Origin of the sequence: Nocardioides zhouii (assembly GCF_004137345.1) — a bacterium.
GTDB classification, from domain to species: Bacteria; Actinomycetota; Actinomycetes; order Propionibacteriales; family Nocardioidaceae; genus Nocardioides; species Nocardioides zhouii.
The window spans coordinates 33,122-57,924 of record NZ_SDWV01000027.1 but is presented as its reverse complement, the minus strand read 5'-3'; the positions used below and the strand labels follow the sequence as shown (position 1 = coordinate 57,924).

The 24,803-nt window shown below is 69.2% G+C and carries 24 protein-coding genes; 13 read left to right on the top strand and 11 right to left on the bottom strand.

Annotated elements, in window-relative coordinates; genetic code table 11:
- Window positions 1-95 precede the first annotated feature (95 nt).
- Window positions 96-419 carry a PepSY domain-containing protein gene (locus EUA94_RS19855; protein WP_129428578.1) on the bottom strand — a complete coding sequence of 108 codons (324 nt, stop codon included), beginning with the start codon at window positions 417-419 and terminating at the stop codon, window positions 96-98.
- Window positions 420-559: 140 nt separating this feature from the next.
- Here EUA94_RS19855 and EUA94_RS19850 point away from each other — a divergent pair, with 140 nt between their 5' ends.
- The 3 genes from EUA94_RS19850 to erpA all read left to right on the top strand — a co-directional run bounded on the left by EUA94_RS19850 (window position 560) and on the right by erpA (window position 2,875).
- The gene (locus EUA94_RS19850; RefSeq protein WP_129428577.1) at window positions 560-1,237 is read left to right on the top strand and encodes a response regulator transcription factor; all 678 of its coding nucleotides are present in this window, start codon (window positions 560-562) and stop codon (window positions 1,235-1,237) included.
- Window positions 1,237-2,442 carry a sensor histidine kinase gene (locus tag EUA94_RS19845; protein WP_129428576.1) on the top strand — a complete coding sequence of 402 codons (1,206 nt, stop codon included), beginning with the start codon at window positions 1,237-1,239 and terminating at the stop codon, window positions 2,440-2,442. The genes EUA94_RS19850 and EUA94_RS19845 overlap by 1 nt, the downstream gene beginning before the upstream one ends.
- A 73-nt stretch (window positions 2,443-2,515) precedes the next feature.
- Window positions 2,516-2,875: an iron-sulfur cluster insertion protein ErpA gene (erpA, locus tag EUA94_RS19840; RefSeq protein WP_129428575.1), complete on the top strand. Its 360-nt coding sequence runs from the start codon at window positions 2,516-2,518 to the stop codon at window positions 2,873-2,875.
- A 79-nt stretch (window positions 2,876-2,954) separates the two neighbouring features.
- Here the strand turns inward: erpA and EUA94_RS19835 are convergent, their stop codons facing one another.
- Window positions 2,955-3,233 (bottom strand): hypothetical protein, encoded by a 279-nt coding sequence (locus EUA94_RS19835; protein WP_129428574.1) that lies wholly within the window; start codon window positions 3,231-3,233, stop codon window positions 2,955-2,957.
- A gap of 64 nt (window positions 3,234-3,297) precedes the next feature.
- Between EUA94_RS19835 and EUA94_RS19830 the strand changes: the two genes are divergently transcribed.
- Window positions 3,298-4,284 (top strand): carbohydrate kinase family protein, encoded by a 987-nt coding sequence (locus tag EUA94_RS19830; protein ID WP_129428573.1) that lies wholly within the window; start codon window positions 3,298-3,300, stop codon window positions 4,282-4,284.
- A 98-nt stretch (window positions 4,285-4,382) separates the two neighbouring features.
- Here the strand turns inward: EUA94_RS19830 and EUA94_RS19825 are convergent, their stop codons facing one another.
- Both EUA94_RS19825 and EUA94_RS19820 read right to left on the bottom strand, forming a co-directional pair.
- Window positions 4,383-4,625, bottom strand: coding sequence for a sulfurtransferase TusA family protein (locus EUA94_RS19825; RefSeq protein WP_242495044.1), 243 nt, complete (start codon window positions 4,623-4,625; stop codon window positions 4,383-4,385).
- Complete coding sequence (locus tag EUA94_RS19820; RefSeq protein WP_242495043.1) at window positions 4,622-5,755, bottom strand: cysteine desulfurase family protein; 1,134 nt, start codon at window positions 5,753-5,755, stop codon at window positions 4,622-4,624. The genes EUA94_RS19825 and EUA94_RS19820 overlap by 4 nt, the downstream gene beginning before the upstream one ends.
- 108 nt (window positions 5,756-5,863) lie before the next feature.
- Between EUA94_RS19820 and ctaC the strand changes: the two genes are divergently transcribed.
- From ctaC to EUA94_RS19795, 5 genes are all read left to right on the top strand, one after another.
- A complete protein-coding gene (gene ctaC / locus EUA94_RS19815) occupies window positions 5,864-6,778 on the top strand; it encodes an aa3-type cytochrome oxidase subunit II (protein WP_242495042.1) in 915 nt (304 codons plus the stop codon).
- A 62-nt stretch (window positions 6,779-6,840) separates the two neighbouring features.
- The gene (gene ctaD, locus EUA94_RS19810; RefSeq protein ID WP_242495051.1) at window positions 6,841-8,550 is read left to right on the top strand and encodes an aa3-type cytochrome oxidase subunit I; all 1,710 of its coding nucleotides are present in this window, start codon (window positions 6,841-6,843) and stop codon (window positions 8,548-8,550) included.
- A complete protein-coding gene (locus tag EUA94_RS19805) occupies window positions 8,547-8,945 on the top strand; it encodes a cytochrome c oxidase subunit 4 (RefSeq protein ID WP_129428570.1) in 399 nt (132 codons plus the stop codon). The genes ctaD and EUA94_RS19805 overlap by 4 nt, the downstream gene beginning before the upstream one ends.
- A 99-nt stretch (window positions 8,946-9,044) precedes the next feature.
- Window positions 9,045-10,274 (top strand): L,D-transpeptidase, encoded by a 1,230-nt coding sequence (locus EUA94_RS19800; RefSeq protein ID WP_129428569.1) that lies wholly within the window; start codon window positions 9,045-9,047, stop codon window positions 10,272-10,274.
- Window positions 10,275-10,592: 318 nt separating this feature from the next.
- Window positions 10,593-11,579 carry a hypothetical protein gene (locus EUA94_RS19795; protein ID WP_129428568.1) on the top strand — a complete coding sequence of 329 codons (987 nt, stop codon included), beginning with the start codon at window positions 10,593-10,595 and terminating at the stop codon, window positions 11,577-11,579.
- Window positions 11,580-11,798: 219 nt separating this feature from the next.
- Here the strand turns inward: EUA94_RS19795 and qcrB are convergent, their stop codons facing one another.
- Genes qcrB through ctaE form a run of 4 tightly spaced genes read right to left on the bottom strand, consistent with a single transcriptional unit; the run spans window position 11,799 to window position 16,213 of the window.
- Entirely contained in the window at window positions 11,799-13,565 is a 1,767-nt protein-coding gene (qcrB, locus tag EUA94_RS19790; RefSeq protein ID WP_422879909.1) for a cytochrome bc1 complex cytochrome b subunit, read from the bottom strand.
- Window positions 13,562-14,650, bottom strand: a complete 1,089-nt coding sequence (gene qcrA, locus EUA94_RS19785; protein WP_165357061.1) for a cytochrome bc1 complex Rieske iron-sulfur subunit — start codon at window positions 14,648-14,650, stop codon at window positions 13,562-13,564. The genes qcrB and qcrA overlap by 4 nt, the downstream gene beginning before the upstream one ends.
- Window positions 14,647-15,519: a cytochrome bc1 complex diheme cytochrome c subunit gene (gene qcrC, locus EUA94_RS19780; protein WP_129428567.1), complete on the bottom strand. Its 873-nt coding sequence runs from the start codon at window positions 15,517-15,519 to the stop codon at window positions 14,647-14,649. The genes qcrA and qcrC overlap by 4 nt, the downstream gene beginning before the upstream one ends.
- A 43-nt stretch (window positions 15,520-15,562) precedes the next feature.
- Window positions 15,563-16,213 carry an aa3-type cytochrome oxidase subunit III gene (gene ctaE / locus EUA94_RS19775; RefSeq protein WP_129428566.1) on the bottom strand — a complete coding sequence of 217 codons (651 nt, stop codon included), beginning with the start codon at window positions 16,211-16,213 and terminating at the stop codon, window positions 15,563-15,565.
- A 66-nt stretch (window positions 16,214-16,279) separates the two neighbouring features.
- Here ctaE and EUA94_RS19770 point away from each other — a divergent pair, with 66 nt between their 5' ends.
- From EUA94_RS19770 to EUA94_RS19755, 4 genes are read left to right on the top strand one after another with little or no spacing between them, the layout of a single operon-like run.
- Window positions 16,280-17,203 (top strand): cytochrome c oxidase assembly protein, encoded by a 924-nt coding sequence (locus EUA94_RS19770; protein ID WP_242495034.1) that lies wholly within the window; start codon window positions 16,280-16,282, stop codon window positions 17,201-17,203.
- Between the two features lie 18 nt (window positions 17,204-17,221).
- Complete coding sequence (locus EUA94_RS19765) at window positions 17,222-17,638, top strand: Rv3143 family two-component system response regulator (RefSeq protein ID WP_129428564.1); 417 nt, start codon at window positions 17,222-17,224, stop codon at window positions 17,636-17,638.
- A 54-nt stretch (window positions 17,639-17,692) separates the two neighbouring features.
- A complete protein-coding gene (trpD, locus tag EUA94_RS19760; RefSeq protein ID WP_129428563.1) occupies window positions 17,693-18,721 on the top strand; it encodes an anthranilate phosphoribosyltransferase in 1,029 nt (342 codons plus the stop codon).
- A gap of 29 nt (window positions 18,722-18,750) precedes the next feature.
- A complete protein-coding gene (locus EUA94_RS19755; protein WP_129428562.1) occupies window positions 18,751-18,978 on the top strand; it encodes a hypothetical protein in 228 nt (75 codons plus the stop codon).
- 12 nt (window positions 18,979-18,990) lie between these two features.
- Here EUA94_RS19755 and EUA94_RS19750 read toward each other — a convergent pair whose 3' ends face one another.
- The 3 genes from EUA94_RS19750 to EUA94_RS19740 form a co-directional block, all read right to left on the bottom strand.
- The gene (locus EUA94_RS19750) at window positions 18,991-19,722 is read right to left on the bottom strand and encodes a hypothetical protein (RefSeq protein WP_129428561.1); all 732 of its coding nucleotides are present in this window, start codon (window positions 19,720-19,722) and stop codon (window positions 18,991-18,993) included.
- 74 nt (window positions 19,723-19,796) lie between these two features.
- Window positions 19,797-20,420 carry a YgjV family protein gene (locus EUA94_RS19745; protein ID WP_129428560.1) on the bottom strand — a complete coding sequence of 208 codons (624 nt, stop codon included), beginning with the start codon at window positions 20,418-20,420 and terminating at the stop codon, window positions 19,797-19,799.
- Between the two features lie 94 nt (window positions 20,421-20,514).
- A complete protein-coding gene (locus tag EUA94_RS19740) occupies window positions 20,515-24,642 on the bottom strand; it encodes a hypothetical protein (RefSeq protein WP_129428559.1) in 4,128 nt (1,375 codons plus the stop codon).
- Between the last annotated feature and the right edge of the window lie 161 nt (window positions 24,643-24,803).

Below are 24,803 nucleotides of genomic sequence, written 5' to 3'. Positions count from 1 at the left end.
GTGGTCGCGCTGAGGTGGTCGCGCTGAGGTGGTCGCGCTGAGGTGGTCGCGCTGAGGTGGTCGCGCTGAGGTGGTCGCGCTAGCCGCGACCGACGTCAGTCGTCGGTCTCGCCGCCCGACTCGGTCTTCGTCCCCACGACCTGGAACTCCTCGTCGAGCTGCACGTCGACCTGGTCGCCGTTGTCGAGGGTGACCTCGACCTCGTAGAGGCTCTCCTCGTCGCCCTGCTCGGTCTCGGTCACGGTGCCGCCACCGGTCTCTGCGAGTGCGGCGTCGGAGGCCTGCTCGAGCGCCGGACCCTCGATCGGCCGGTCGCTGGCGTCGTCGTCGTTGCCACCCGCGAGAGCGGCGCCCGCGCCACCGATCACCACGATCCCGGCTGCTGTCGTCGCCACGATGATCTTCTTGCTGCGCTTCATGACATGCACCTTTCCAGGCCTCGGATGTTCCGTCGACACCCAGCATGGACGGCGTGCGCTGAAGCCACGCTGAACGGACGGTCGCGATCCTTCAGCCGCCCTTCAGCGCGCCTTCAGCCGGGGCGTGCGACCGTGGGCGGGTGCGGATCCTGGTCGTGGAGGACGACAAGCGGGTGGCCGGAGCGCTGCGGCGCGGACTGGAGGCCGAGGGCTATGCCGTCGACGTGGCACTCGACGGCGAGGACGGCCGCTGGCTCGCCGGGGAGAACGACTACGACGCCCTGGTCCTCGACGTGATGCTGCCCGGCGTGAGCGGGCTCGACCTCTGCGCCGAGCTCCGCGAGCGTGGCGACTGGACCCCGATCCTCATGCTCACCGCGCAGGACCAGCCCGACGACGAGGCCCGCGCACTCGACGGCGGTGCCGATGACTTCCTCGGCAAGCCGTTCTCGTACGCCGTGCTGGTGGCCCGGCTGCGGGCGCTCGTACGTCGGGGGAGCGGGCCGCGCCCGACCGAGCTCGTGGTCGGCGACCTCCGTCTCGATCCGGCCGCCCACCGCGTGTGGAGGGGCGACGTCGAGGTGCCGCTCACGCCGCGCCAGCTCTCGCTGCTCGAGCTGCTGATGCGCCGCACGGGCGAGGTGGTGCCGAAGTCGGAGATCCTCGCCCACGTCTGGGACTTCGCCTTCGAGGGCGACCCCAACATCGTCGAGGTCTACGTGCGCCAGCTCCGCACCCGGATCGACGAGCCCTTCGGTCGGCACAGCATCCAGACGGTCCGCCTCGTCGGCTACCGGCTCGACGCGCAGGACGCCTGATGCACACCCGGCGTCGCCTGACCGGCGTCGCCACGGCCGTCTCCGCGGTCGTGCTGGTGGCCGCGAGCGCCCTCGTGCTCGTGCTCTTCCAGCGCCAGGTCCTCTCGTCCGCCGACGACCTCGCCCGCGGCCGGGCAGCGGACCTCGCCACGCTTGCGGCCGACAGCGCCGTGCCCGCGCTGCTGGCCGACATCGGCGACGACGCCGTCGGTCAGGTCATCGGCCCCGACGGCTCGGTCTTGGCAGCGTCCGACGGCCTGACCGGGGCGCCCGCCATCACGGATGTGCGGAGTGCCGGCGACGAGGCGGTGCAGGTCGACCTCGACGACGTGCCCGACGACGACGAGACGGAGGACTACCGGGCGTGGGTGGTGACTGAGGAGGGGCCCGACGGTAGCTACACGGCCGTCGTCGGCGCCAGCCGAGAGTCGATCCGTGAGGACGTCGTGGCCCTGGGACTGGCCCTCCTCGTGGCGATGCCGCTCGTGCTGGTGGCGGCCGGCGGCCTGCTGTGGCTGCTCCTCGGTCGCACGCTCCGGCCGGTCGAGGAGGCCCACCGTCGCCAGCGCGCGTTCGTCGCCGATGCCGCCCACGAGCTCCAGAGCCCACTGGCGGCCTACCGGGCGCAGCTCGAGGTCGCGCAACGGCACGACGATCCGAAGGCATGGCGCGAGGTGGCCGCCGACCTCCTGGCCGACACCGACCGGATGGAGCGGCTGGTGCGGGACCTCCTCTTCCTGGCACGCCAGGACTCGTCGCCGGTGACCGGCTGGACGCTGGTCGACCTCGACGACGTCGTCCTGGAGGAGGTGGCCCGCGTACGTCCGGGCACCACCGTCGTGGTCGACACCGGTGGCGTGTCCGCAGCCCCGGTGCGCGGCAGCCGGGACGACCTGGCCCGGATGGTGGGCAACCTGCTCGCCAACGGCGTACGCCATGCGCGCGTACGTGTCGAGGTCGCCTGCCACCAGGACGAGTCCGGCACGCTCCTCGTCGTCGCCGACGACGGAGCGGGCATCGAGCCGGCGCTGCGCGAAACGGTCTTCGAACGATTCCGACGCGGTGACCCCGCCCGGACCCATGGTGCCGGCACGGGCCTCGGGCTCTCGATCGCCCGGGCGGTGGCCGAACGGCACGGCGGCACGGTACGCATCGGCGAGAGCGACGGGGGAGCGCGGTTCGAGGTACGCCTGCCGCGGGCGTGACAAGGAGGCTGGGAATATCGCGGCGTGTGCGACCATTGAGCCAAGCAGTACCCGAGACTTCTGGAGTGATGAGATGACCGAGCAGGCCGAGACCACCGAGCGCCGCACCGACCAGATCAACCTGTCCGATGTCGCTGCCGGCAAGATCAAGAGCCTCCTCGAGCAGGAGGGTCGCGACGACCTGGCCCTGCGCATCTCCGTGCAGCCTGGTGGCTGCTCGGGACTGCGCTACCAGCTCTTCTTCGACGAGCGCACCCTCGACGGCGACGTCACCACCGACTTCGACGGCGTGACCGTCGTCGTCGACCGGATGAGCGTTCCCTACCTCAACGGTGCCGAGATCGACTTCGTCGACACCATCGAGAAGCAGGGCTTCACGATCGACAACCCCAACGCCACGGGTTCGTGCGCGTGCGGCGACTCGTTCCACTGATGTGACGCAGACGAAGGGCCCCAGCCGATTGGCTGGGGCCCTTCGTCGTTGAGCGGGTGATGCTCAGTCGGTGGTCGGGTCAGTCGAGGTGCAGGTGCATCGCGTTGGCCAGGCGGGCGGCCGCGTCGGAGACCCGGATCTCGCGCTTGCCGACCTCGGCCGGGTAGTCCTCGAAGCGGATGCTGGGCGGCGTGCCGACGGCGGCCCGGGCGGCGCGGTCGAAGCGACGTTCGAGGCGGGCGTCGAGCCCGAGGTTGCGTCCCGCCTCGCGGCCGTCGGCGGCCATCTCGGCGGGGGTCCCCAGCTCGTCGTGGACCAGGTGGGAGGCGCGGCTGGATCCGGGCTGTGACGTCGTCATGGCGTCGACGCTATTGGCTACTGCGGGGTATCCCGAGTCGTACCCAAGGGTAGTGTTGCGCGTCGTGTCCCTCCTCGTTGCCGGATCCATCGCGACCGACCACCTGATGTCCTTCCCGGGCCGGTTCGCCGACAGCCTGGTCGTCGACCAGCTCGACAAGCTGTCGGTGTCCTTCCTGGTCGAGGACCTCGAGGTACGCCGCGGCGGGTGCGCCGCCAACATCTGCTTCGGCCTCGGCAACCTGGGCCTGCGACCGGTGCTCGTCGGCGCCGTCGGCGAGGACTTCGCGGAGTACCGCGCATGGCTCGAGCGGCACAACGTCGACTGCGACTCGGTCCACGTCTCCGAGACCCGCCACACCGCGCGCTTCGTATGCACCAACGACAGCGCGCACGCCCAGATCGCCAGCTTCTACGCCGGTGCGATGAGCGAGTCGCGCGAGATCGAGCTCAAGCCGATCGTCGACCGTGTCGGCGCTCCCGACTTCGTGATCATCGGCCCGGACGACCCGCAGGGGATGCTGCGCCACACCGAGGAGTGCCGCCAGCGCGGCTACCCGTTCCTGGCTGACCCTTCGCAGCAGCTCGCCTTCGGCGACGGCGACCTCATCCGCCCGCTGATCGACGGCGCGGAGATCCTGTTCTCCAACGAGTACGAGGCCAGCCTCATCACCCAGAAGACCGGCTGGAGCGTCGAGGAGGTCCTCTCGCGGGTCGGCACCTGGGTCGTCACGCTCGGCCCCGCCGGCGTACGCATCGACCGCGCCGGCGAGGAGTCCGTCGTCGTGGCCGCGGTCCCCGAGATCGAGAAGGTCGAGCCCACCGGCGTCGGCGACGCGTTCCGCGCGGGCTTCCTGGCCGCCCTGAGCTGGGGCCTCGGCCACGAGCGCGCCGCCCAGCTCGGCTGCCTCCTCGCCGTCTACGTCGTCGAGCAGGTCGGCACCCAGGAGTACGAGATCTCCCGCAGTGCCTTCCTCGCGCGGTGCGCGGCGACGTACGGGGACGAGGCCGTCGCCGACTTCGAGCCGCACCTCCAGACCATCCGTCCCTGACCTGCGGGCTGGCGTCTCGGGCTGCGTATCTAGGGACGATCTGGTAGGTCGGGACCGTGGTTCACCCACGAAAACGTCCCTAGGTAGGCGCGCGACCCTCAGCTGAGCCGGCGTACGACATAGCGCGGGGCGCCGTCGTCGGCGGTGTCCGCGCCGACGTACTCCTGCTCCTTCATCCGGCACCAGGCGGGCACGTCGACCGCGGCGGCCGGGTCGTGCGCGACCACGGCCAGCAGCTCGCCGACGGCGACGTCCGTGAGGTGCCGGGCGAGCTCGATCACCGGCATCGGGCAGGGCAGCGTGCGGCAGTCCAGCTCCAGCGCGACGTCGACTGGGCTCACATCCCCACCCGCGCCCGGATCCCGGCCACGACGCCGGGCAGCGCGTCGCAGAACGCGTCGACGTCGGCCCGCGTGGTGTCGCGCTGCAGGGAGAGGCGCACGTTGCCGTGGGTCAGCACGCCCATCGCCTCGAGCACGTGGCTGGGCGTGAGCGTCGAGGCGGTGCAGGCCGAGCCGCTGGCGATGCCGAAGCCGCGGCGGTCGAGCTCGGTGACCAGCGCCTCGCCGTCGACGTAGAGGCACGAGAACGTCACCAGGTGGGGGAGTCGGCGTACGGGGTCGCCCACCACCTCCACGTCGGGCACCTCGGCCGCGACCCGGCGGCGTACGACGTCCACGAGCGCGTGCTGACGGGCGTTGACCTCCTCGCGCTCGGCCACCACGGCCTGCAGCGCCGCGGCCGCGGCCAGGACGGCCGGGACGTTCTCGAAGCCCGTCGAACGCTCGTCGATCCGGTCGTCGCCGGGGAACGGGTTGCGCCAGCGGGCGCGCTTGCGCACGAGCAGCACGCCGACCCCGGCCGGACCGCCCCACTTGTGCGCGGAACCGGCAGCCGCGGCCCAGCCGTGGGGCAGCGGGAGCCGGCCCATCGACGCACACGCGTCGGTGAAGAGCGGGATGTTGTTGGGCAGCTCGAACTCGCCGACGGGCTGGACCGTGCCGACCTCGTGGTTGGCGGTCTGGAGCGCGACGACACCGACGTTCGGTGAGCAGGCGTCCGCGACCAGGCTGCCCTCGTCGACCCGACCCTCGCGGTCGACGTGCACGCCCTCGTCGTTGCCGTCGGCACCCCACGCGACCGCGTGCCGGACAGCGGAGTGCTCGATGGAGGGATGGACCACCCACGTGCCGCGGCGCGACCCGCGCACCAGCCCCAGCAGACCGAGGTGGACCGCGTGCGTGCCGCTCGGCGTGAAGGTGACCTCGTCGGCGCGTACGCCGAGGGCGTCGGCCGTCGCCTCGCGGGCGTTGTCGAGCAGCAGCCGCGCGTCGCGACCGGCGCGATGCAACCGGCGCGGGTCGGCGTACCCCCGCTCGAGCGCAGCGAGCAGCACCTCCCGCGCCGCCGGGTGCAACGGCGAGGCGGACGCGCTGTCGAGGTCTCCTCCCGGAGGCACGGGCGCTGTCACACGGCGAACTCTGCCACCCGTCCGCGACACCCGACCCTGCCCCGCACGATGCGGCCTGTGGGGGATAGTCTTTGCACGTCGGAGATGGACCGAGAGAGAGGCTCGTCAGTGGGTCTGCAAGTCCCCAAGATCTCGGGCGCGCCGGCACGGCGCTTCCTGAGGGTCGCGCTGCTCGGCGTGACGATGCTGGTGCTGGCCGGGTGCTCTGCAGCCGACGAGCACCAGATCCGCAACCTCGCCATGCCCGACCGCATCACGGAGCAGGGCCCCTACACCTACGAGCTCTGGAAATGGGCCTGGGTCGCCGCGATGGTGACCGGCGTCATCGTCTGGGGCCTCATCTTCTACGTCGTGGTGAAGTTCCGTCGCCGCAGTGACGACGAGGTGCCGCGGCAGACGCGCTACAACCTGCCGCTCGAGGTCTTCTACACGATCGCCCCGGTCCTGATGTGCATCGTGTTCTTCTTCCACACCGTGCGCGTCCAGGACATCCAGACCGAGCTGACCACGCCCGACGTGACCGTCGAGGTGACCGGGCAGCAGTGGTCGTGGACCTTCAACCACGGCGTCGGCGAGCAGAACCCCGACGCCACCGGCCAGCCGGACGACTACGCGTACGACTCCTACGTCTACACCTCGGGTGACGGCAGCGAGATCCCGACGCTGGTCCTCCCCGTCGACCAGCGCATCCAGTTCAACCTGCGCTCGCCCGACGTGATCCACGACTTCGGCGTGCCGTCGTTCCTGATCAAGATGGACGTGATCCCGGGGCGCCTCAACCAGCTCCAGGTGACCCCGACCGTCGAGGGCGACTACGTCGGCAAGTGCTACGAGCTCTGCGGGGTCTACCACTCGCGGATGCTCTTCAAGGTCAAGGTCGTCAGCGAGGCGGAGTACCAGCAGTACATCTCCGACCTGGCCGACGCCGGCCAGACCGCCGAGCAGCCGATCATCGGAGGCGCCAACGTGACCACGCAGACGGGTCTGGACGAGAGCCAGTCCCAGGAAGGGAGCGAGGAGTGAGCGCCCCCACCGTCACCCAGTCGGCATCGCACACGCCCGGCGGCGAGCAGCCGCGCAAGGCCCTGGGCGAGCAGGTCGTACGACTGCTGACCACGACCGACCACAAGCTGATCGGCAAGCTCTACCTGGGCACCTCGTTCGCGTGGTTCCTCATCGCCGGTCTGATGGCCATGCTGATCCGCTCCGAGCTGGCCTACCCGGGCCAGCAGGTCGTGAGCGAGCAGCTCTACAACCAGCTCTTCACGATGCACGGCACGATCATGCTGCTGCTGTTCGCGACGCCTCTGTTCTTCGGCTTCGCCAACGTCATCATGCCGCTGCAGATCGGCGCGCCCGACGTGGCGTTCCCGCGGCTCAACATGTTCAGCTACTGGCTGTTCCTGTTCGGCGGCATCATCGCCGGCTCCGGGTTCCTGACCCCGCAGGGAGCCGCCGACTTCGGCTGGTTCGCCTACACGCCGCTCTCCGACGCCGTACGCAGTCCGGGTGTCGGTGGCGACCTCTGGATCATGGGCCTCTGGATGGCCGGCCTCGGCTCGATCCTCGGTGGCGTCAACTTCATCACCACGATCATCTGCATGCGCGCGCCCGGCATGACCATGTTCCGGATGCCGATCTTCGTCTGGAACACCCTCATCACCAGCATGCTCGTGATCATGGTGTTCCCGATCCTCGCCGGCGCGCTGCTCTCGCTGGAGGCCGACCGGATACTCGGAGCCCACGTCTTCGACCCGTCGCACGGCGGGCCGATCCTGTGGCAGCACCTGTTCTGGTTCTTCGGGCACCCCGAGGTCTACATCATCGCGCTGCCGTTCTTCGGCATCATCTCCGAGGTGCTGCCGGTCTTCAGCCGCAAGCCGATCTTCGGCTACGTCGGCCTGGTCGCCGCGACGCTCGGCATCGCCATGCTGTCGGTGGCCGTGTGGGCGCACCACATGTTCGTCACCGGCGCGGTCGACCTGCCGTTCTTCTCCGGCATGACGTTCCTGATCGCGGTGCCCACGGGAGTGAAGTTCTTCAACTGGATCGGCACGATGTGGGGGGGATCTCTGTCCTTCGACACTCCGATGCTGTGGGCGATCGGCTTCCTCACGACCTTCCTCTTCGGTGGCCTCACCGGTGTGATCCTGGCCAGCCCGCCGCTGGACTTCCACGTGTCCGACTCCTACTTCGTGGTCGCGCACTTCCACTACGTCGTCTTCGGCACCGTCGTCTTCGCGATGTTCGCCGGGTTCTACTTCTGGTGGCCGAAGATGACGGGCAAGATGCTCGACGAGCGGCTCGGCAAGCTCCACTTCTGGATCCTGTTCGTGGGCTTCCACACCACGTTCCTCGTGCAGCACTGGCTCGGCGTCGAGGGCATGCCCCGTCGCTACGCCGACTACCTGCCCGAGGACGGCTTCACCACGCTGAACCAGATCTCGACGGTGGGAGCGTTCCTGCTCGGCGCCTCGACGCTGCCGTTCCTCTACAACGTCTACATCTCCTCCAAGGGCCCGAAGATCGAGGTCGACGACCCGTGGGGCTGGGGACGCTCGCTCGAGTGGGCCACCAGCTGCCCGCCGCCGCGCCACAACTTCCACACCCTCCCTCGGATCCGCTCCGAGTCGCCGGCCTTCGACCTGCACCACCCGGAGATCGCACTCATGGAGCTCCACGAGAACGACGCCGAGGGTGAGAGCGACGTGGTCGACGCGCCGGAGGTGCAGGGCCGCGAGGAGATGCTGCGCGAGCGCGTCGACGGCGACACCACTGAGGGAGACAACCGATGAAGGCAGAAGCCTGGGTCTTCGGCATCACCGCACTCTTCGTGGGGGTCGTCTCGCCGGCGTACTGGTTCCTCACCGAGGACCCGACCGGCACGTCAGCCCTGGTCATGACCACGCTGCTGTTCGGCATGGTCACCCTCTACCTCGGGTTCCACGCCTCGCGCATGGATCCGCGCCCGGAGGACCGCAAGGAGGGCGAGATCGCCGACGGCGCCGGCGAGCTGGGCTTCTTCCCGCCCTACTCCTGGTGGCCCCTTTGGTGCGCCCTCGCGCTCGGCGTGATCGTCTACGGTACCGCGCTGGCCGCGTGGTGGCTGGTCTTCATCGGCTTCACCGTCGGTGCGGTCGTCCTGTGCGGCTTCATCTTCGAGTACTACCGCGGTGAGCACGCTCACTAGGCCTGGCCTGCCTCGCTTTTACCGAAGGGCCCGTCCGCGACGTACGCTGGACGGGCTCTTCTGATTTCGGCTCATCGCACATTCCTGGGGGTTCGTCGCATGCGCACTCGCGCGTCCGGTCCATGGCGCTCCGCGCGCCGTCGTACGACCATCGCGGCAGCGCTGCTGACGCTCGCCGGCGGGCTCGCCGCCTGCACCTCGACGACGGACAACGGGTCTGGCTCCGGTGACGCCGACGGTCCCGGTGCGACGGGTGCCTCCGAGTCCGCGAAGCCCGAGCCCGTACGGCTCGCGACGAGCTTCACCGACGCGACGGCCGTGCCCATCGACGCCCCGCTCACGGTGAGCGCCGAGGGCGGCACGCTCGACGACGTCGAGGTCACCTCGGCGGCGGGGTCCCTCGCCGGCAAGGTCGCCGACGGGGACTGGACCGCCGAGGACCGCCTCGAGCCCGGCACCGACTACGTCATCACCGCCTCCACCACCCGCAGCGACGGGCGGAGCATCGAGCGCACCCGTTCCTTCCGTACCGTCGACCTGACGCTCCAGGAGCAGACCTACGCCTCGATCGCGCCGCTCGACGGCGAGACGGTCGGCGTGGGCATGCCGGTTATCGTCACCTTCGATGTCCCCGTCACCGATCGCGCGCTCTTCGAGAAGCACATGCATGTCACCAGCGCGCCCGCCCAGCGCGGCTCGTGGCGCTGGCTGAACGACCAGGAGGCGCACTTCCGCCCCGCGTCGTACTGGAAGGCCGGCACCGACGTCTCGGTCGACCTCGACCTCAACAGCCTCCCCGCGGGCAACGGGATCTACGGCCAGGAGTCGCGCACGATCGACTTCCAGATCGGCGACGCCCACGTCTACAAGGTGAACGCCCAGACCCACCAGATGCAGGTCTTTTCCAACGGGGCGCTGCTGCGCACCCTCCCGATCACCACCGGCAAGGCCGGCTTCATCACGCGCTCCGGCACGAAGGTGATCATCGAGAAGTTCGCCGAGAAGCGGATGAACTCCGAGACCGTCGGCATCAACCGCGACAGCCCCGAGGCTTACGACATCGACGACGTGCAGTGGGCCATGCGGGTCACCTACTCCGGCGAGTTCATCCACGCCGCTCCGTGGTCGGTCGGCTCTCAGGGCTACGCCAACGTCTCCCACGGCTGCACCGGCATGTCGACCGCCGACGCCGGCTGGCTCTACGCCATGAGCCGCCGCGGCGACGTCGTCGAGTACACCGGCACCGAGCGCCAGATGACCCTCGAGAACGGTTACGGCGACTGGAACCTCTCCTTCCCCGACTGGAAGACCGGCTCCGCCCTCTCCTGAGGAGCGTGGAGGCGTCCGCCGCTCTGGGTGGCGGCATACGACGTACGCCCGGCGAGGGTGGCGGCATTCGACCCGCCTGGCGAGGGTGGCGGCATACGACGTACGCCCGGCGAGGGTGGCGGCATACGACCCGCCTGAGGAGCGGATCAATGTCGTATGCCGCCATCCCGCGCCGATCGGTTGTCGTACGCCGCCAGGGTGACATCGCCCTGCGCGACCGCGCCAGAATCAGTCCACAGCCAGGCCAGCGGCCAGCCTTTGCACAGGCCGAGAGACGTGCGATGGCGACCTCACCTGCGGGCGGACGAACGTCGCGGCATGGACATCGCCCGCCGCCCCGACGCCGACCTCCCCCTCGCAGTCCGAGGACACCCGCGCGCGGTGTCGTACGTCCGGGAGTCCCACGCCGTGCACAGGCGGGCGGACCTGGGCCAGGACCTGCTGGCATCGCTGCACGCGTGGCAACTGCTGATGACCGACGAGGGCTGCTTCACGGCCCTGACCAGCGCTGAGATCCGCGGTTGGTGGCTGCCTCCACTCCCACCGGGAGCACCGGTCTTCATGGCGCTGGGACTCGACGATCCGCGCCCCATGCGAGCCGGCGTGCGTACGAGTCGCCACACACGTGCGATTCCCTTCGAGGAGATCGGTGGGGTGCGCTGTGCCGCGATCCCGGAGACCCTGCTCGCTTGCGCGCGGTGGCTGTGCCTGATCGACATGGTCGTGCTCCTCGACTGCGTCCTGCACACGAAGCAGTGTGACGAGGCCGCGATCAAGGCGGTGGTGCGGCCGAGGCGACCTGGGGCGAAGGCCCTCGAGAGGGCACTGGCGCTGGCCGACGGGTGCTCCGAGTCACCGTTCGAGACCCTGACTCGTCTGCTCCACGTCCTCTGCGGCGTCGACGTCGAGCCGCAGTACGTCATTCGCGACGACACCGGCACCGAGGTTGCTCGAGTTGACCTGCGGATTGTTGGTACGGATGCGGCTCCCGAGTACGACGGCGACGAGCACGAGAAGGCGCCACGTCGCGTCAAGGACCGTCGACGAGACCGAGCCATCGATGCCGCCGGGTATGTGCGCCGCGGCTACACCTCTGGGGACATCCTTCGACGTGGTGTCACGGTGCTCCAGGATGCCGATCGGTCGCTCGGGCGTCCACACGACCCGAGCCGGATCCGGCCCTGGCACGACGAACTGCGCAAGTCCCTCTTCACGGACTCGGGTCAGGCCGCGTTTCTCGCGCGGGTCAATCCTCGGCTGCCCAAGCGCCGGCGCGCAGCACCCGGGTCCGGTGACGCGGCGTGACGTCCCGCGCGATGTCGAGCTCTTGGATGGCGGCACACGACATCGGTTGGCCCTGACCCTGGCGGGATCCGGCAGACCACGTCGCCGTTGAGGTGTCGTATGCCGCCACCTTGGCGGCCGGGGTGTCGTATGCCGCCACCCTGACAGCGAACCCTCCGGACGACGAAGGCCCGCCGGGATCATCCCGGCGGGCCTTGGTCGAAGCGTCGTACGTGTGACTCAGTGGTCGCGGAGCGGTACCTCGTCGGTGTCACGCAGCCGGTGGTCGTCGAACTGGTGACCGTCGACCGGGTGGTCGAGTCCCGACTGGAGCTCGGCCTCGTGCTCGGCGTGGTGGTGCGCCTCCTCGAGCTCGGCGCGGGTCGGCTTCTGCACGTTGTTGCTGTACATCCACGACGAGAGCTTGGCGCGCAGCTTCTCCGAGCGGGAGTTCGGGGCGGCGACGCCGGCAGCGTCGGTGTCGCCCTGCACCGCGTGGATCTCGTCGCGCTCGCGCGCCGTGAGGGTGTACGCGCTCGAGCCGCTGATCGGCAGGTGCCGTTCGGCGTACTGGCCCTCGGGGGAGCGGGTGATGATGCCCGTCTCGTAGCCGTGGAGCAGTACCTCGTTGTCGTGGCGCTGGAGCGAGATGCACCAGCGTCGTGTGATCCAGAAGGCGATCACGGGGCCGACGAAGATCGCGACCCGCATGAAGTACGTGATCTGGTTGATGCTGGCGTGCAGCTTGATGGCGATGATGTCGTTGCCGCCGGCCGCCCAGGCGAGTCCGTAGAACGTCATCAGGGCCACCATCACCGCGGTGCGCGTCGGCGCGTTGCGCGGGCGCTGGAGCAGGTGGTGGTCGCGCTTGTCTCCGGTGATCCAGCCTTCGACGAACGGGAGCAGCATCAGGACCACGAGCATCAGCGGCGGCACGATGAGGATCGGGATCATCACGTTCCACGAGATCGTGTAGCCGAAGATCACCGACTCCCAGCCCGTGGGCATGATGCGCAGCAGGCCGTCGGGCCAGCCCATGTACCAGTCGGGCTGCGATCCGGCCGTGACCTTGGTCGGGTCGTAGGGGCCGAACTTCCACACCGGGTTGATCGACAGCAGGCCGCCCATGAGGGCGATGACGCCGAAGACCATGAAGAAGAAGCCACCGGCCTTGGCGGCGTACACGGGCAGCATCGGGTAGCCGACGACGTTCTGCTCGGTGCGGCCGGGCCCGGGCCACTGGGTGTGCTTGTGGTAGACGAGAAGCAGCATGTGGGCGGCGATCAGGGCGAGCAGGATGCCGGGGATCAGCAGCACGTGGACGATGTAGAGCCTCGGGATGATCGACTCACCCGGGAACTCGCCGCCGAAGAGCAGGAACGACATGTACGACCCGGCGACCGGGGTGGCCTTGAGGAAGCCGTCCGCGGCGCGGACGCCGGTGCCGGACAGCAGGTCGTCGGGGAGCGAGTAGCCGGTGAAGCCCTCGAGGGTGCCGAGCAGCAGCAGCACGCAGCCGATGAGCCAGTTGAGCTCACGCGGCTTGCGGTGTGCGCCCGTGAAGTAGACGCGCAACAGGTGCACCATCATCGAGGCGATGAAGATCATCGCGGCCCAGTGGTGCATCTGGCGCATGAGCAGGCCGCCGCGCACGTCAAAGGAGATGTTCAAGGTGGAGGCCATCGCCTCGGACATGCCGATGCCGCGGAGCTGGTCGTACGAGCCCTCATAGGTCACGTGGCCCATCGACGGGTTGAACCACAGGGTGAGGAACACGCCGGTGAGGAGCAGCACGACGAAGCTCCACAGCGCGATCTCGCCGAGCATGAACGACCAGTGGTCGGGGAAGACCTTGCGCAGGTTCTTCTTCATGACCGTGGCGAGCCCGAGGCGGTCGTCGGCCCACGAGGCCAGCGAGCCCGCCGGGCTCGGCTTCGACGCGGTCGCGGCATCCGTGCGGTTGCTGGTCGCAACCTTGCTGGTGTCGAGCCTTGAGTCGGTGCTCACTGCTTCTCACGCTCCCAGTAGCTGGCCCCGATGGGCTCGTTGAAGTCGCTCTGTGCGACCAGGTAGCCCTCTCCGTCGACTGCCAGGGGCAGCTGCGGAAGGGGGCGGGCAGCCGGACCGAAGACGACCTTGGCGGCGTCCGCGAGGTCGAAGGTCGACTGGTGGCACGGGCACAGCACGTGGTGCGTGGTGCGCTCGTAGAGGGAGATCGGGCAACCGACGTGGGTGCAGATCTTGGAGTAGCAGATGATCCCGTCGACGGTCCACTTCTCCCGGCCCTTGGCCGGGGTGATGTCGTCGGGGTCCATCCGGACGATGATGATCGCGCCCTTGGCCTTCTCGGACTGCTCCTCGGCTCCTTCGAGCTCCGGGTAGCCGTTCTCCTCGGTGGGGAACATCGCCTCGGGCGCTGCGTTGATGAGGTCGCCGACCTCGATCTCGCTGGCGAGGATCGGGGTGCCGACGACGTCGCGCACGAGGCGCATCTCCGGCTCCCAGATCGTGTGCGCGAGCTTGCTGGTGTCGAGGGCATCGCCCGGGGCCAGGTCGCGCAGCAGCACGACGACCGGCAGGCCGAGCACGCCCATGGCACCGAGCATCGTGTTGCGCACGAGCGGGCGGCGGCCGATGCCGGCCTCGTCGAGGCCGTCGGTGAGGGCCTGGATGGTGGCGTCGCGGTCCTCCTGCGGGGAGGCGGCGGGGTGGCGCATCTCGACCATCTCGGCGTCCGCCATCAGCTTGCGGGCGAGGTGGATGATCCCGATGCCGATGAGCAGCAGGGAGAGGCCCAGGGTCACGCCCAGCGACACCGTGGAGGCGCCCATGCCGGCGAAGGTGTCCCAGTTGTCACCGACCTCGAAGCTGAAGTAGGCGACGACGAAGAGGACGGCCATGATCATCGCGGCGATGAACATCGCCGCGATCTGGCGCTCGGCACGCTTCTCGGCCTTGGGGTCGACGTCCGTCGGGCGCCACGTGTGCGGCGGCAGTCCCGGGTCGGCGAGCGGCTCGACCTCGCGGTGCGTCGGCACGTGCGAGTCGTGGACCTCGGGGGTGAGGGCCGTGCTGTGGTCGTCGTGGCTCACGCGTTCACCTTGCTCTTCTTGCTCCGCGTGGTGTGCGAAGCGATCCAGACGGCTGCCCCCACCAACGAGCCTATGCCGGCCAACCACGCGAACAAGCCCTCGGAGACCGGACCCAGGCCGCCGAGCGCGAAGCCGGCGTACTCAGGGGTGTCCTCGATGCTGTCGAGGTAGGCGATGACGTCGCGCTTCTCGTCGGGGGAGAGGTTGCCGTTGCTGAAGTTGGGCATGTTCTGCGGCCCGGTCAGCAGCGCCTCGTAGATGTACTTGCCCTCGACGCCGTGCAGCGAAGGGGCGTAGCCGCCGCGCGGCATCGCGCCGCCGGCGCCGTTGAAGTTGTGGCAGGCCGTGCAGTTGGTCAGGAAGATCTGCCCACCGCGGGAGATCGCCTCCTGGCGCTCCTCCTCCGACAGGCCCTCGATCGAGTAGTCCGACTGGTTCGGGATGGCCGGGCCGGGCGCGAGCGAGGCGACGTACGCCGCCAGGGCCGCGACCTCCTCGTCGTTGAACACGACGGCCTTGCGGGGTGCCTGGGCACCCGGGCTCGCCATCGGCATGCGACCGGTGCCGACCTGGAAGTCGACCGCCGCGGCTCCGACACCGACCAGCGACGGGCCGATCTGGTAGCCGTCGCGGACGGTCGGGATGCCCTCACCGTTCTTGCCGTGGCAGAACGCGCAGCTGGCGAGGAAGAGCTCCTTGCCCTGCGCGACCTGGTCGGCCTGGCTCGCCTGGCTCGTGGCCTGTGCCGGCGCGAAGGCGGTGTAGAGGGATCCACTGATGAGCAGCCCGAGCAGCAGCACGGCGAGACCAGCAAGAGGGCCGCGACGGTGCCGGGACAGGCGACCAGCGGTTCGGTTGAGCACGCGCACTTTGAGTCCTTGCCGGGTTCGGTTTCGGGCTTGCTTCTGGGGCTTACTTGATGACGTAGATCGTGAAGAACAGGCCGATCCAGACCACGTCGACGAAGTGCCAGTAGTAGGACACGACGATCGCGGTCACGGCCTGCTCGTGGGTGAACCGTCGGGCCAGGTAGGTGCGTCCCAGCACGAAGAGGAAGGCGATCAGGCCACCGGTGACGTGGAGGCCGTGGAAACCGGTGGTCAGATAGAACATCGAGCCGTAGGCCGAGCTCGGGATCGTCACGCCCTCGTGGATCAGCTCGGCGTACTCGAGCGCCTGGCCGCCGATGAAGATGGCGCCCATGACGTAGGTGAGGGTGAACCACTCACGCAGGCCCCACTTGGTGAAGTTGACCAGTGAACCGGAGCGGCCCACCTGCCCACGCTCGGCGGCGAAGACGCCCCACTGGCAGGCGAACGACGACGCCACGAGGATGGCGGTGTTGGCCGTGGAGAACGGCACGTTGAGCAGCTGCGTCTCCTGCGCCCACAGCTCGGGGCTGACGGCGCGGATCGTGAAGTAGGCCGCGAACAGCGCGGCGAAGAACATCAGCTCGCTGGAGAGCCAGATGATCGTGCCCACGCTGACCATGCTCGGTCGGTCGTGGTGCCCGTGCAGCCGGGATGCCGGAATCGTCGTTGTCGCTGTCGCCACGTCATCCATTATGGCTGCTCGATCCCACGGAGGGCACCCCGACCCCCTGTGCAATGGGGTCATAAAGTTCACACTGTGTTGCTCGCCCTCTCCACCGACCCCGAGGTCCTCCCGCGATTCACCGCGGAGCGGCTGCTGACCGACTGGGGGATCGACCCGATCCCCTTCGTGGTGACGGTCTGGGCGGTCGGTCTGTACGCCCTCGGGGTGGTCGTGATGCGGCGCCGCGGGGACCGCTGGCCGGTCGGTCGGACGCTGGCGTTCGTGGGCCTGGGAATGGGGTCGTTCTTCTTCGCGACGGCGTCCGGGCTGGCCCGCTACGACACGACGCTGCTGAGCGTGCACATGGTCCAGCACATGATCCTGTCGATGGTGGTCCCGCTGGCGCTCGCGCTCGGGGCGCCGGTCACGCTGGCGCTGCGTACGCTGCCGGCGGCTCCGCGTCGGTGGCTGCTCGCCGTGCTCCACTCTCCGGTGGCGAAGGTCCTGGCCTTCCCGCCGCTCGCCTTCGCCCTCTATGTCGCCTCGCCGTGGGCGCTCTACTTCAGCGGGTGGTACGACGCCAGCCTCGCGTCGACGTACGTCCACCAGATGATGCACGTCCACCTGGTCCTGGTCGGCACGCTCTTCTTCTGGCCGCTCATGGGCATCGACCCGGTGCCGGGACGTGTCGGGTACCCGTTCCGGGTCCTGCTCACGATCATGACCCTGCCCTTCCACGCCTTCCTCGGCGTCACGATCATGGGCCAGACCACCCTGATCGGCGGGGAGCACTACCTCGCGCTGCGCGAGGGCCCGATGGGGGCGTGGCTGCCACCGGCGCTGGACGACCAGCACCTGGCCGGCGGCATCCTCTGGGCGACCGGTGACCTCATCGGCGTGCTGTTCTTCGCCGTGCTCTTCACCCAGTGGCTGCGCTCGTCGATGAAGGAGGCGGAGCGCGAGGACCGCCGCCTCGACCTGGCGGAGCGCCGGTCGGCCTCATCCGTGGTCGAGTAGCGGGCTACGATTCCCCTCGTGCCCGATGCCACCGCAGCCCGTCCGGTCAAGGTCCTCGTCTACAGCGACGACGTCAACACGCGCCAGCAGGTGATCCTCGCCCTCGGCCGACGTCCGCACCCCGACCTTCCCGAGTTCGAGTACGTCGAGGTAGCCACGGAGCCCGTGGTCCTGCAGAACATGGACTCCGGCACGATCAACCTCGCGATCCTCGACGGCGAGGCGGTGCCCGCCGGCGGCATGGGCATCGCCAAGCAGCTCAAGGACGAGATCTACGAGTGCCCGCCCGTCGTGGTCCTCACCGGTCGCCCGCAGGACGCCTGGCTGGCGACCTGGTCGCGCGCCGAGGCCGCCGTCCCGCACCCGATCGACCCGATCCAGCTCGCCGAGGCCGTCATCGCCCTGATGCGCCCGTCCGTGCCGGCCACCTCCTGACCCACGTCTTGACACCCACGGCGTACGCCGTGGTCCGGCCATTAGCCTGAGGTCATGTCGCACACCTGGCCCGATGTCCTCTCCACGCTGGTCGCCGGTCGCGACCTGACGACCGAGCAGGCGCGATGGGCCATGGACGAGGTCTTCGCCGGTGCGGCGACGCCCGTCCAGCTCGCCGGCCTCGTGGTCGCGCTGCGGGCCAAGGGCGAGACCGTCGAAGAGGTCTCCGGCATCGCCTCGGCGATGCTCGCGGCCGCCAACCCGATCTCGGTGCCCGGTCGCCTGCTCGACGTCGTCGGCACCGGAGGCGACCGCTCGATGTCGGTCAACATCTCGACCATGGCGGCGATCGTGGCCGCGGGCGCCGGGGCCCGGGTGGTCAAGCACGGCAACCGCTCCGCCTCGTCGCAGTCCGGCTCGGCCGACGTGCTCGAGGCGCTGGGCATCCGGCTGGACCTCACCCCGGCCCGGGTGGCCGAGGTCGCTGAGGAGGCCGGCATCACCTTCTGCTTCTCCGCCGCCTTCCACCCCGCAATGCGCCACGCCGCCGTCCCGCGCCGCGAGCTCGGCATCGCCACGACCTTCAACATCCTCGGCCCGCTGACCAACCCCGCGCGCCCCCAGGCGCAGGCCATCGGCTGCGCGGACAAGCGGATGGCGCCGGTCATGGCCGGTGTGCTCGCCGAGCGCGGCGTCGACGCCTGGGTGTTCCGTGGCGACGACGGCCTCGACGAGCTCACCACGACCACCACTTCGACGCTCTGGCGCGTCCACGGGGGAGAGGTCACCGAGCACACGGTCGACCCCGCCTCGCTGGGCATCGCCCGGGCCACCACCGAGGACCTGCGCGGCGGCGATGCCGCCCACAACGCTGACGTCGTACGCCGCCTCCTGGCGGGCGAAGCGGGTCCGGTGCGCGACGCCGTGGTGCTCAACGCGGGTGCGGCGCTCGCGGTCTACGACGCACCGGACGACGACGTGCCGGTCGCTTTGGCAGCCGGGGTGACGAAGGCGACCGAGGCGATCGACTCGGGATCTGCCCGCGAGGCCCTCGAGCGCTGGGTGGCTGCGACGTCCCGCTAGCGGCCGGGTCGATCTGCGACACTCGCGACATGGCGTACGGCGGGCAACCCAGCTCGGTGCTGTCCGTCGTCGCGTTCGTCTGTGCCGCTGCCGTGGTGCTGGGGTACGGCCCCATGCTCGGGATCGTCGGCATGGTGTGCGCCGCCCTGGCCATGGCGCGCGGTGAGGGCCTGGCCGGCCCGGCCGTGATGGTGGCGGTGGTCGTCCTCGTGCTGTCCTTCGTGCTGCCGACCGGGATCGCGCTGAACCGCCTGTAGGTGCCCGCCTGGTCAGGAACCGGGGAGAACGACGATGTCCTTCTTGTCCGGGGACGGGGCGTCGACCTCGGCGCCGAACTCCTCGAAGGCGAGCACCTCGGGCATCTGGTTGGGCTCCTTCTGGGACAACTTCACCACGTGGTGAGGCGCCTCCACGGCGATCCACAGGGTGCAGCGCTTCTTGCCGTCCCGACCGCTGAGCGGGATCGCGTCGACATCGCCGACCTTCTCGACCTTCCCGACGTCGATCGTGCCCCGGTCACCCTCATCGACCTCGAAGCCCTTCAGGAGCTTGTCGACGTTGCACAGCTTCGCGAACGGTGACGTTCCGGCGTCGAACCACTTCCCGGCGTAGCGATCGAGCACCTTCGTCGCCTCCTGCGTCGACGAAGTCTTGGACCGCCAGATGTCGTTGTCCGGCCGGATCCAGCTCCCCTTGTCATTCTGGAGGAACGTCATGCTGCCCTCCTCGACGTCGAAGGTGGCCACGCACTCGCTGCCCTCGAGCCGGACGTCCATCCGTGCCCCTTCCTCGTCGTCCAGGTTCACGGTGCCGAGGATCCGCAGGGACTTCACCTTCTGCATGTCGGCGAAGGCCGCCTTGGCGATGGCGTGCGGGCTCTGGTCCAGGAACTCGTTGTGCCTCTTCAGGAAGCCCACTTCGCTGGGCAGGCTGCCGCAGGACGTGAGGAGCAGGGCAGCCAGGGCAGCGGCGACTGCTTGCCTGGCTCGTACGACGTTCATGGGACCCCCGTGGTGTGCGTGACAGGGTCAATTCGACCAGTCCGACGCCCGGAATGTGCGGGAAACGCCGAGATCTACAGGTCGAGGACCCAGGAGTCGCCCGTACGCGTGAAGCCCAGACGGTCGTAGTAGGCCCCGACCATCCCGGGCGGCGTGACCACGCGACGGATCCCACGCTGCGTGAGGAGTCCGCTGCGGCGCCAGACGAACTCACCGGGGGAGAAGTCGCGGTAGCGCGCCGTGACGAAGTCGAGGAGCACGTGGGCGGTGTCGCCGTCCTCGCGCAGCAGGACGACGCCGACCGTCTCGTCGCCCTTCTGGACGAGGAACGCGTCGTGCGTCTCGGACGGGTCGTGGACGAACGTGGGGTTGAACTTCAGGATGTCCGCCCCGTGGACCCGCAGCACGTGCCGCAGGTACTCGTCGGTGGGGGACACTGCGAGCACCTCGTAGGCCGTCTCGTCGTGCCGGTCGCGCAGGAGTCGGACGATGAAGAACGCGTTGATGGCCACCAGGACGGTGTTCATGCCCACCATCGGCCAGACCTCGAGCGCCGCGTTGAAGACGATGAGGAGCACGCACGCGATCGCGTTGAGCACGCGGAGGCGCAGGACGCTCGCCTGCAGCAGCGAGTAGACGAGGAGGGCGCTGCCTCCCCATCCGAGGATGTCGAGCCAGTGGTCGGCGAGCCAGTTCACGGCCCGGAGACTACTGCCGTCCCCGCCCACCTGCGGAAACGACGAAGCCCGTGGCGGGTGCGCTGCTGCCGCACCTGCCACGGGCTCCCATCGGCTACTTGATGATGTACAGCTTGATGACCTTGGACTTCGACATGTCGGTCGAGGGGTTGCCGGTGAAGACCACCTTGATCTTGTGGCGACCCACCTTCAACTTCTTCGTCGCGAGCTTGATCGTCATCTTGCCCTTGCGGAACGGGTCCATGGTGAAGGTCTTGATCGTCTTCACGCCGTCCTGGATCTTCAGGACGCCCGACGGTGTCAGGACACCCGGGATCGTGAGGGTGACGCCCACCTTGATCGTCTTGCCGCGCTTGACCCTCGTGGCGGACAGTGTCGACGTCGTCGTCGAGGTCATCTTCGCGATGGCGACCGCGGGTGCCGAGGCGGATCCGTCCGCGAAGCCGGGCTTGCTGGCCAGCACCGTCACGGAGACGTCCTTGCCTGCATCGTCCGGCACCAGCTTGTAGAGGGCAGTGGTCGCACCGGGGATCGGCGCACCTGTCCGCAGCCACTGGTACTTCAGCGTCGGTGCGGGCTGCGACCACGTTCCCGGGGTCACCTGGAGCAGGTTGCCCACCTTCGGGATGCCCGTGATCGTCGGCTGGACGGTCGCCTGGAGGGCACCGCCGGCGGTGGTGCCGATCGGGCTGCTGACCGTGGTCCCGTCGGAGAAGCCGGACTTCTTGCCGGTGACCCGCAGGGAGATGGCCTTGCCGAAGTCGGTGACCGTCAGCACGTACGTCGTGCCGGTGGCGCCGAGGATCGGCTGGCCGTCCCGCAGCCACTGGTAGGTCATGGCCACGTCCGCCTGGTTCCACGACGGGGGCGTGCTCGTCAGCGTCGCGCCGACGCCCGTGCCGTTGGGGGCCTGGACCTCGGGCGGTGCGGTGGCGACGAGACGGGCATCCACGGTGAAGGTGGACGACGCGGACCCGATCTGGTTGTTGCTGGCGTCGAGGGCGGTGACCTTCCACGGGTAGGTGCCGGTGGCGAAGTTGATCGTCGTCGCGTACGCCGTGGCGACGGTCTGCGCCGTGGCGGCGAAGCCTCCGCTCGGCGACGTGATGTCGACGGTGTACTTCACGGCACCGGGGAAGTCACGCCAGGTGAGGACCGGACCATTGGGCGGCTGGACGCCACCGGGAGCGGGGGAGGTGATCTCCATCAGGCCCGTTCCGACGCTGAACCGACCCACCGGGTTCCCGCCGGAGTCGGGGGTCCCGCCCCACGACCACGGACCGGCGTTGCCGTCCGTGTCGACGCGCTGCACGCGCCAGACGTAGGGGTCGTTTGCCACAGGGAGCGGCGTCAGCGGGGCGTACGCCGCCGTGCGCACGGTCGCCTGGACCACGCGGTTCGGCTGGGAGAAGGTCGTGTCGTTGTTCTTGTAGACCTCCACCTTGTAGGTGCCGGCGAACGCCTGCGGCTTCCAGCGGAGAGCGACGGTGCCGGGGACGGTCGCGCTGTCCACGGGGCCGAGCAGCTCGACGCGCGGGCTCGACTTGACGAAGGTCTGGGTGTCCGACCACGACAGGCGACCGTTGCCGAAGATGTCGCCCTTCGAGTCGATGGCCTGCACCCGCCAGTAGAGCGTGCCCTCGGGGTAGAGGTTGTCGAAGGCGGTGTAGGTCGCCTGGTCGACGATGCGCTCGTCGACGAGTGCCGTCCCGGTGCCGAACGACTCGACGTCGTCGACCTGGATCCGGTACTGCATGGCCGACTGCGGACGGTCCTCGCCGGTCTGCGCCCACTGCGACGCGCGGTTGGTGTCGAAGTAGTCGTTCCACGAGAAGGTGATCTCGCTCTTGCTCGGGTCGGAGCTGGTCAGCCCGACGACCTTCGGCGAGCTCTTCGTGAAGGCGTGCTGCGCCCGGCCGATGGTGGAGATGGGGCTGTCAGCGCAGTTGTTCACCTTGCGGCACGGTCGGATGTGCCAGTAGAGCGCCTCGCCGGCCTCGGTGTCCGGGTAGGTCCAGAACTGGTTGTCGAGCGCCGGGGCGTACATCGAGTTGGTCGTCGCCGGGATGGCGTTTGCCGGCTCCAGCAGGTTGGTGAAGCTGGCGTCGCGGCTGACGTAGACCATGTAGTAGGACGCGTAGGCCTGCGCCTTCCACTTGAGCACCGGCGTGGTCGGGACGACGCACGGCCCGCTCAGCGGGTTGCACGGCGTCTTCGTGCCGGGGTAGTTGGCGTCGAGCTGACGGCCGCCGATCGCCAGGGCGTGCTCGGAGGTCGGAGCCACGTCGGACACCGTGAAGCGTCCCTCGGGTCCGGTGCCGAGGAAGTTGCCCGCGGAGTTGTAGGCGGACACGGACCAGTCGTAGAGGCCCGGAAGCAGCAGCCGGTCGCCGACGTCGGTGAAGGCGGTGTAGGGCATCGGCTGGTCGAACAGGTCCTTGCCTGCCTGGTGCCCGAAGTAGATCTGGCCGGAGTCCGCCGCGTAGCCGACGTTGACCCGGTAGCGCGTGGCGCCGGGCATCGGCTGCCACGACAGGGCGGGCGCGGTCTGGTAGGGACCGGTGGCCTGTGTCCCGGTGATGGGCTTGAGGTAGTCGGCCGGGTCGGCGGGGACGACAGGAGCGTTGCCGGTCAGGTTGAACGACCTCGTGTAGCGCACGGAATTGACGCCGTCAGCCGTGGTCGCGAAGAGCTCCCACGTGTACGGGTTGCCCGACGTGGGCAGGGCCGTGGTGCCATCGACGGTGTAGGACGTCGCGAACGTCTTCTGCCGGTCGACCTCGGTGCCCGCCGCGTTCTTGACGACCACGGTGTACGACTCCGCACCCGGGGTCGGGTCCCAGCTGAACGACGCGTTGTCGACGCTCGCGCCGCCGGTCGGTGACATCCCGCTGACCTGGACCGGGTCGTAGAGGAAGGACTGGACCTCGCTGAAGATGCCCTGGATGCCGGGCAGGTCGCCCGCGCCCTGCTTGACGAACGGGCGGTCGAGCGGGCGGACCTTCCAGTAGTTCACGGTGCCGGGGATGACCTCGCAGTCCTCCTCGAAACGGAAGGTGGACGGGATGCCGGTCGTGTTGATGGCGAACATGCCGGGGGTGTACGTCGTCCCGGCGGTGAGGCACGAGTTCGAGGTCGCCTCGGTGAAGCCGGGGGTCGTGCTGACCTGGATCTCGTACTCCGAGGCGTGCGGCACCGAGGTCCACTCGAAGTAGGCCGGGCTGGTGACGGTCTCAAGACCGGGGTCCGCCGGGAACACGGCCTGCGGCTGGTGCGGCCAGGTGCGGTTGTAGTCGTAGATGGACTCGGTCCACGGCGTCTGCTGGTTGTCGAGGTCACGGGCCCGGACGCGCCAGTAGTACTGGTCGTTGTCGTAGGACACGACGGGCGAGTAGCGCGTGCCCGTGATGCCGGTCTTGGACTCCACGATCGTGGTGAAGGTCTGGTTCAGCGCGACCTCGACGTCGTACGACTTGGCGCCGGGCACCGGCTCCCAGTCCATGACGACGTCCTGGAGCTCGAAGTTCGGGCTCGAGGGGGGAGCGGTGATGGTCGGCGCGGCCAGCGAGCCGATGATGAACCGCGAGGCGGGGCTGGGCTGCGAGTTGAGGCCGGAACCCTTGCTCGCGGTGACGCGCCAGTAGTAGTCGGCCGGGAGGGCGACGGTGCCGGCAAAAAGCGGGTTGGGCCAGACGAGCGACGTCGATGCGGTCTCGACGGCGACCGCGCCGACAAAGTCGGAGTCCCCATCGACCTCGACGATGTACTTGGTGGCTCCGGGCGACGTGGACCAGGTCAGCAGCGGCGGCTGCGAGGGCTGCGACAGCGTCGTGTTGTCCGGCGGCGCGGCCGGCTGCGGCACCTTGACCGAAGGGCTGCCGAACTGGGAGATCGACCAGGGCGAGTCCTCGTTGGCGGCGTTACGCGCCCGCACCCGCCAGTACTTGTCACCGGCGGGGAGGTTCGCCGTCGGGACGTAGGTGTTGTTGACGGTCGAGTTGATCGCCGCAGGGATCAGCGCCGGCGAGCCGAAGTTCGGGTCGTCGTCCACCTGCAGCTCGTAGCGGGTCGCCCCCGCGACGTGGTCCCACGACAGCACCGAGGTGGCGTCGTTGGGCTGCTGCACCGACAGGTTGGTCGGCTGGGCGGGCGCGACGGAGAACGCACTGGTGGTCGGCCCGAGGACCGTCACCACCAGTGCGGCAACCGCCGACAGGCTCACGCCAGCCAGTGCGCGCGTGCGGTCAACTCGTAGCAACATCCCAAAATCTCCCCGTCGTTGGGTGGCCCAGACCGCACCACGCTAGGTCGCACTGACCGGCCGCGCTGACGAATGGCCTGCTGTAGTCACAAATGACTAGGTCGGTCCAGCCGATCGGTCAC